The sequence below is a fragment of the Sphingomonas trueperi genome (genome assembly GCF_011927635.1).
GTDB lineage: Bacteria > Pseudomonadota > Alphaproteobacteria > Sphingomonadales > Sphingomonadaceae > Sphingomonas > Sphingomonas trueperi.
On sequence record NZ_JAATJB010000012.1, the window covers coordinates 152,123 to 159,643 of the forward strand.

8 protein-coding genes are annotated in these 7,521 nt (G+C 68.6%); 3 read left to right on the forward strand and 5 right to left on the reverse strand.

Translation table 11 applies throughout. From position 1 onward, the window contains the following. Positions 1-33: 33 nt before the first annotated feature. Positions 34-807, forward strand: coding sequence for a Rossmann-fold NAD(P)-binding domain-containing protein (locus tag GGR89_RS17180; protein ID WP_164542660.1), 774 nt, complete (start codon positions 34-36; stop codon positions 805-807). Here the strand turns inward: GGR89_RS17180 and GGR89_RS17185 are convergent. The 5 genes from GGR89_RS17185 to GGR89_RS17205 form a co-directional block, all read right to left on the reverse strand. Further along, positions 717-1,634, reverse strand: a complete 918-nt coding sequence (locus GGR89_RS17185; RefSeq protein ID WP_125975926.1) for a DMT family transporter — start codon at positions 1,632-1,634, stop codon at positions 717-719. The two genes, GGR89_RS17180 and GGR89_RS17185, sit on opposite strands and share 91 nt — an antisense overlap. Continuing rightward, complete coding sequence (locus tag GGR89_RS17190; protein WP_125975924.1) at positions 1,631-2,632, reverse strand: threonine aldolase family protein; 1,002 nt, start codon at positions 2,630-2,632, stop codon at positions 1,631-1,633. The genes GGR89_RS17185 and GGR89_RS17190 overlap by 4 nt, the downstream gene beginning before the upstream one ends. 43 nt (positions 2,633-2,675) lie before the next feature. Continuing rightward, positions 2,676-3,653: an L-histidine N(alpha)-methyltransferase gene (gene egtD / locus GGR89_RS17195; protein WP_125975922.1), complete on the reverse strand. Its 978-nt coding sequence runs from the start codon at positions 3,651-3,653 to the stop codon at positions 2,676-2,678. After that, the gene (egtB, locus tag GGR89_RS17200; protein WP_125976088.1) at positions 3,653-4,915 is read right to left on the reverse strand and encodes an ergothioneine biosynthesis protein EgtB; all 1,263 of its coding nucleotides are present in this window, start codon (positions 4,913-4,915) and stop codon (positions 3,653-3,655) included. The genes egtD and egtB overlap by 1 nt, the downstream gene beginning before the upstream one ends. Positions 4,916-4,988: 73 nt before the next feature. After that, positions 4,989-5,555, reverse strand: a complete 567-nt coding sequence (locus GGR89_RS17205) for a cob(I)yrinic acid a,c-diamide adenosyltransferase (protein WP_125975920.1) — start codon at positions 5,553-5,555, stop codon at positions 4,989-4,991. A gap of 114 nt (positions 5,556-5,669) precedes the next feature. Between GGR89_RS17205 and GGR89_RS22395 the strand changes: the two genes are divergently transcribed. Then, a complete protein-coding gene (locus GGR89_RS22395) occupies positions 5,670-6,110 on the forward strand; it encodes a DUF2231 domain-containing protein (RefSeq protein WP_125975918.1) in 441 nt (146 codons plus the stop codon). Beyond that, the gene (locus GGR89_RS17215) at positions 6,110-7,402 is read left to right on the forward strand and encodes a PQQ-dependent sugar dehydrogenase (RefSeq protein WP_125975916.1); all 1,293 of its coding nucleotides are present in this window, start codon (positions 6,110-6,112) and stop codon (positions 7,400-7,402) included. The genes GGR89_RS22395 and GGR89_RS17215 overlap by 1 nt, the downstream gene beginning before the upstream one ends. Positions 7,403-7,521: the final 119 nt, after the last annotated feature.

Genomic DNA, 7,521 nt, shown 5'->3' on the forward strand with positions numbered 1-7,521 from the left:
GTCTTCGGTCCCGGCTATACCGCGTCGCGGCTGATGGCGGCGGTGCAGGCGGCGGGCGGCCAGGTGGAGACCGTCACCCGCGCCACCTTCGCCGATCGGGCACGTACCCGCGTGGAAATCGCGGCGGCGACCCACATCCTCTCCAGCATTCCGCCAGGGGATGCCGACCCGGTGCTCGCCGCTTACGGCGCCGAGATCGCGGCAAGCGGCAAGTGGCTGGGCTATCTCTCCTCGACCGGCGTCTATGGCGATACCGGCGGCGGCTGGGTGGACGAGAGCGCACCGCTCCGGGGGCGGCGCGGCGGCCGGGTCGAGGCGGATCTCGGCTGGGGCGCGCTGCCCAATGCGCATGTCTTCCGCTTGCCGGGCATCTACGGCCCCGAACGCTCCGCGCTGGAGCGGATGGCGGCGGGGGCGACGCGCGTCTATTTCCCCGGCCAGGTGTTCAGCCGGGTGCATGTCGACGATCTGGTCGCAGGCGTGATCGCGGCGTTCGAGGGGCCGCCCGGCGCGTACAACCTCGCCGACGACCTGCCCGCGCCCCAGGCCGAAGTGCTCGCCTATGCTGCCGAGCTGCTGGGCATCGATCCCGGCCCGGCGGTGAGTCCCGACGAAGTGGAGCTCAGCGCCGCCTCGCGCGCCTTTTATGCCGAGAACCGGCGGGTGGCGAACGGCAAGGCCAGGCGACTGCTCGGCTGGCGGCCGCGCTATACCGATTACCGGTTGGGCCTGCGCGCCCTCAAGGCCAGCACCAGCCCGACCAGCACCAGTACGCCGCCGCCCACCGCGAGCAGCGACCAGCGATAGCCTTCGAACAGCGTCGAGAGCAGCATCGCGATCACCGGGATCAGCACGCTGGTATAGGCCGCCTTGGCCGGGCCGATGGTGCGGATCAGCTGGAAATAGATGGTGAAGGTGATCGAGGAGCCGATCACGCCAAGATAGAGGATGCCGAGCAGATAGGCGGGCCGCGTCTCGATCACGGGCGGCCCGACCGTGGCGAGCGCGAAGCCCGCATCGAGCGCGGCGCCGATCAGCATCGCCCAGCCGAGCGTGGAGGCCATCGGATAGGCCTTGGCGGTGCCGGTCGCCTGCATCACGTTCGCGACCGAGGCGGAGAGCACCCCCGCCAGCGCGATGCCGATCCCGAGCAGCGCTTCATGCGGGCCGACGGGGTTGAGCCGCGCCTCATGGACGAACAGCAGCGACACGCCCGCCATCGCCACGACCGAACCGATCAGCAGCTGCCTTCCCATCTTCTGGCCCAGGAAGATCCGCGCCAGGATCGCGTTGGGCACCAGCAGCAGCGCATAGACCACCGCTACCACACCCGAGGTGACGTGCGCCTCGGCGCGGTAGACGAAGTTGAAGTTGAGCACGAACTGGGCGAGACCCAGGCAGGCGGCAAAGGCAAAGCCGCGGGCATCGAGCAGCAGCCGGTCGCGTCGGAACGCCGCCCAGAGCAGCGTCGTCACCCCGGCGACGAGGAAGCGATAGCTCACCGACCAGCTTGGCGGCACCACCGCCAGCTGGTCCTTGATGACGAGCCAGGTCGAACCCCAGATCAGCGTGACCAGCAGGAACGGAATAAGGACCGTCAGCCGGGCGGAGCGGGGCGTGTCGGCGCCGATCACAGCGCCGCGATCGCCTGGGCCAGCGGCCGGATCGCGTCCTCCGCCTGGTCCCAGCTGGTGACGAGGCGCACCTCGCCCTCGGCCCAGTCGTAGAAGTCGAAGCCGAGCGCGCGCAAGGCTTCGGCTTCCGCCGGGTTTGCCTTCAGGAACACTTCGTTCGCCTGCACCGGGTGCACCAGCCGGTCGCCTGCCGCTTCGGCCAGCAGCCGCGCCCCGGCATTGGCGGCGCGGGCGTTGGCGAGCCACACATCGTTCTCCAGCATCGCCAGCAGCTGCGCGGCGAGATAGCGGCCTTTGGAGAAGAGCAGCCCGGCGCGCTTGCGGCGGTAGAGCGTCACATCGGCCAGTTCGGGGCGGAAGAACACCAGCGCCTCGGCGCTCATGCCGCCATTCTTGACGAAGCCGAAGCTCAGCGCGTCGACGCCCGCGCGCCAGGTAACGTCGCCCGGATGGCAGCCGAGATGCGCCACGGCGTTGGCGAAGCGCGCCCCGTCCATGTGCAGGCCGAGCTTGCGCGCCTTGGCGAGGTCGCCGATCGCCGCCACTTCGTCGGGCGTATAGACCAGACCGTACTCGGTCGCGTTGGTGATCGAAATCGCGTGCGGCTGCACTTGATGCACGTCGTTGCGGATCGGGTCGACCACTGCATGGATCGCCTCGGGGGTCAGCTTGGCGCCCGGGCCGGCGGCGGTGAGCAGCTTCGCGCCGTGCGTGTAGAATTCGGGCGCACCGCCCTCGTCGCAGTTGATGTGCGCGTCGCGGTGGCAGACGATGCCGCCATGCGGGGGGCAGAGCGCGGTCAGCGCCAGGCAGTTCGCCGCGGTGCCGGTAGGCACCCACAGCGCGCGGACTTGCGTTCCGAACAGATCGGAAAAGGCGCCGTCGAGCCGCTTCGACCAGGCATCGCCGTCATAGGCGGTGTCGAGCGTATTCGCCTCGACCAGCGCCTGGAGCACAGGCGGGCAGACGGCGGCGGCATTGTCCGAGAAGAAGCGCATGGCCAAGTCCTTGCGGCCTGGCACACGCCCGGTCAACGGTCTGTTACGGCGCCCGACGCAGCGGCTGGGCCTCGCAGAGGATCAGCGCGAACCAGTCCTTGTCGTCGGTCCATTGTTCGATCGGCGTCCAGCCGCCCGCGCGGAGCAGCTGGCGCGCGCCGTTGGGGCCGTATTTGTGGCTGTTCTCGGTGTGGATCGTCTCGCCCGCCGCCATGCTGAACGGGCGGCCGTCGACGGTGAAGTCGACATCGCGCTGCGCCTCGAGATGCATTTCGATCCGGGCATAGTCGGCGTTCCAGATGGCGCGGTGGCGGAAGGCGTCGACCGGGATCGTCCCGTCCAGCTCGCGGTTGATCCGGCTCAGCAGGTTGAGGTTGAACGCCGCGGTTACGCCCGCTGCATCGTCATAGGCTGGGACGAGGATCTCGGGCGACTTCACCCGGTCCATCCCGATCAGCAGTCGTGCGCCTTCGCCCAGCCATTCGCGCATCGCGCGCAGCAGGTCGACCGCGTGCCAGGCGTTCATGTTGCCGATCGTCGAGCCGGGGAAGAAGCCGAGCTTGGGCATCTTCGCCACCTGCTCGGGCAGCGGCACGGGCCGCAGGAAATCTGCCTCCACCGGATAGACGGGCAGGCCAGGGAATGCCTGCGAGAGCTGGGCGGCGGAATGACGAAGGAACTCGCCCGAAATGTCGATCGGCACATAAGCGGCCGGTTCGATCGCGCGGAGCAGCCGCGGCGTCTTCACCGACGAACCCGAGCCGAACTCCACCACCGCCGCATTGGGCGCGGCAAGGTCGCCCAGCGCGCCCGAGATCGATTCGAGCAGTGCCGTCTCGGTGCGCGTCGGGTAATATTCGGGAAGCTCGGTGATCTCCTCGAACAGTTCCGAGCCGCGGCGGTCGTAGAACCAGCGCGCCGGGATCGCGCGCGGGCTGGCGGCGAGGCCGGTCAGCACGTCGGCGCGGAAATGGGGGTCGGCAAGGCTGGCCTGGCCGTCTTCGAGTTCCTGCTTGAGCATCAGAGGTCCTTCGCCAGACGCACGCCGGTGAACTGCCAGCGCTGATGGGGGTAGAAGAAATTGCGGTAGCTGGCGCGCACATGGCCGCGCGGGGTGGCGCAGCTGCCGCCGCGCAGCACGAACTGCCCGCTCATGAACTTGCCGTTATATTCGCCGACCGCGCCCTCGGCAGTGCGGAAGCCGGGATAGGGGCGATAGGCGCTGCCGGTCCATTCCCACACATCGCCGAACCAGGCGGGGCCGCCCGTCGACGGGCGCGGTTCGACCGGGCCGGCAGCATCGAGCTGGTTGCCCGAGCGCGGATCGGCGCCGGCCGCCGCGGCCTCCCATTCGAACTCGGTCGGCAGCCTGGCACCGGCCCAGCTGGCATAGGCGTCCGCCTCGAAGAAGCTGACATGGGTGACCGGCGCGGCCGGATCGATCGGGCGGCGGCCGTCGAGCCCGAAGCGGGTCCAGACGCCGTCGACCTGCTGCCAGTAGAGCGGCGCGGTGATGCGGTTGGCCTGCACCCAGGCCCAGCCGTCCGACAGCCAGTGGCGCGGATCGGCATAGCCGCCAGCGGCGATGAACGCCGCCCATTCGCCATTGGTCACAGTGCGATCGGCCAGCGCATGCGGGGGAAGAAGGGTGGGGTGGCGTGGGGTCTCGCAGTCAAAGGCGAAGCCCGCCAGGTCCTCGGGCATATCGATGCCCGCGCTGACTTGGCCCGCAGCACCTTCGATCCAGCCGATCGGTCCGGGCATCGCCACCGGCACCTTGGCCGCGCCCGGCCACATCGCCGGCTCGAGCGGGTTGACCGAGAAATGGTGGAGAATGTCGGTGAGCAGCAGTTCCTGGTGCTGCTGCTCGTGCTGGCAGCCGAGCGCGATCAGCGTCAGCGCCTCGGCCGGCAGCATCGGCATCGCCTCGACGATTGCCTTATCCACCGCCGCGCGATAGGCTTGGACCTCGTCCAGCGTCGGGCGCGAGAGCATGCCGCGGCGGGAACGGGCGTGGCGCTGCCCCTCGGCCTCATAATAGCTGTTGAACAGGAACGGCCAGCGCTCGTCGAACAGGCGATAGGTGGGGACATGGTCGCGCAGCACGAAGGTCTCGAAGAACCAGGTCGTATGCGCGAGGTGCCACTTTGCCGGGGAGGCGTCGTCCATCGACTGGAGCGTCGCATCGGCATCGGAGAGCGGCGCCACCAGCGCGGTGCTGAGCGCGCGGACGCCCGCGAACTGCGCCGCCAGGGCGTCCGGGGTGGCGGCAGTGGCGGGCATCGTTCGCATTCTGTTCTCCTACCGCAGACCGGCTGCCGGGGCAACCCATACGGAGGGATGCGCACAGCAACGGCTATTGGTTACGAGGTCCCCCAGGGACCCACAAAACGTCCGCGGCTCCCTTTTGGTTCATGGTGCGGGCGGCGACGAACAAAAAATCTGAAAGTCTATTGAGATAGATGAGCGCGTTGCTGCTCAGCGTCCCCTGGTCGTTGGCGGCAACCGCGGCACGTTCGGCACGGCGGGTGATGGCGCGGGCGAGGTGGATCGCTGCCGCCGCCGGGCTGCCGCCGGGCAGGACGAAGCTGTTGAGCGGTTGGAGATCGTCGTTGAGCGTGTCGATCGCGGCTTCCAGCCATGCGATTTGTTCGGGCGTGATCCGCAGCGCGCCCTCACCATTTCCCGGCGTGGCGAGATCGGCGCCGAGATCGAACAGGTCGTTCTGGATGCGAGCGAGCGTGGCGTCGAGCGGATCGCCGGGCGCGAGCGTGGTGCGCGCGACGCCGATCGCGCTGTTCGCCTCGTCGACATCGCCGATCGTCTCCATTCGGGCCGAGGCCTTGGAAACGCGCGAGCCGTCCGCAAGGCCGGTGGTGCCGGCGTCGCCGGTGCGGGTGTAGATCTTGTTGAGCTTGACCATGGGTAGGGAAGGTACGGTGGACGCGCCGCCGAGGCTAGCGTCTTCAGGGGAAGCGGCGGAACCCCTTGATAGTGCGACCGTTCGAAGGACCTGCCTCGTCTGGGGAGACGTCCCGTGCCCGATCCCGTACCGCTTCGCACCCGATCCTATGGCCTGCCGCTGCACCCGATCGTGCTGGGATTGCCCTTTGTGTGCTTCTTCGCAGGCATGATCGCCGACATCGCCTATTTCCGCAGCTACGACATTGCGTGGAAGAATTTCGCCGACTGGCTGATCGCCGGGGGCATGGTGCTCGGCGCGCTCGGCGCCATCGTAGGGATCGTCGATCTGGTGCGGCCGACGGTGCGGGCGAACCGACTGCTGGTCCCGTATGCGATCGCCTATGCCGTCGCCATGGTGTTGGCACTGCTCAACAATTTCATCCACAGCCGCGATGCCTACGGCGCGATGCCGGCGGGGCTGATCCTGTCGGTGCTGACCGTGCTCGTGCTGACCGGCGCCTCGGCGCTCGGCGCGATCCTGCTGCGCCAGAGCCGTTTCGGAGGGTTCCGCTGATGCGTGCACTGCTTCTCGCCGCGGGCGCCACGCTCGCGCTCGCCGGATGCGCCAGCAAGGGCGGCGATACCAGCCAGCAGATCGGCGGCGATCCCAAGCTGCCGGAGATCCAGCAATATCTCGTGCCGCCGATGCACGTGGTGCCGCCCGCCCCCTGGGGGTCGGCCAAGCCAAAGGTACCGGCGGGCATGAAGGTCCAGGCCTTCGCCACGGGCCTCGCCAAGCCGCGCTCGGTCTACACCCTGCCCAATGGCGACGTGCTGGTGGTCGAGACCGACGGCCCGTCCGAGCCGATTCATCGGCCCAAGGACGTGGTGATGAACCTCATCCAGGCGCACGCCCATGGCGGCGGCAAGGCGGGAATGGACGTCATCCTGCTGCGCGACGCGAACGGCGACGGCGTACCCGAGCTCAAGACCAAGTTCCTCACCGGGCTCAACTCGCCGTTCGGCGTGGCGCTGGTCGGCGGGGATCTCTACGTCGCCAATACCGATGCGATCCTGCGCTTCCCGTATCAGACGGGGCAAACCAGCATCACCGCGGCGGGCACCAGGCTGGTCGACCTGCCCGGCGGCCCGATCGACCACCACTGGACCAAGAGCCTCGTCGCCAGCCCCGACGGCACCAAGCTCTATGTCGGGGTGGGGTCGAACAGCAACATCACCGAGAACGGCATGGATGCCGAGCGCGGCCGCGCCGCGATCTGGGAAGTCGATCGCGCGAGCGGCGCCCACCGGCTCTATGGTACCGGGCTGCGCAATCCCAACGGGCTGCAGTTCGAGCCGCTGACCAACGTGCTGTGGACCGTGGTCAACGAGCGCGACGAGCTGGGGCCGGACCTGGTGCCGGATTACCTGACGTCGGTGCGCGACGGCGGCTTCTATGGCTGGCCGTACAGCTATTGGGGCCAGCATGTCGATCCGCGGGTGAAGCCGCAGCGGCCGGACCTCGTCGCCAAGGCGATCAAGCCCGATTACAGCCTGAGCAGCCATGTCGCGCCGCTGGGGATGGTGTTTGCCGCCAACGCGGTCGCGCTACCGCCGCAGTGGCGCTCGGGCGCGTTCATCGGCGAGCATGGCAGCTGGGATCGCGGCCATCTCAACGGCTACAAGGTGATCTATGTGCCGTTCGCCGAGGGACGCCCCTCCGGCAAGGCGGTCGACGTGGTGACCGGATTCGTCGAGGGCGAGACGGCGCATGGCCGCCCGGTGGGGCTGGGGCTCGATAGGACCGGCGCGCTGCTGATCGCCGACGATCTCGGCAACACGGTGTGGCGGGTCAGCGGCGGCTGACGCTACGCTTCTAGCCTTACCCGTAAACCTGATGGGGTGGACGCCCCCCGACGGCATCAATGTGCCAGAGTGGAGGTGTTGAAGCACCACTGAGGGAGGCGTCCGTGTCGCAGGTTATC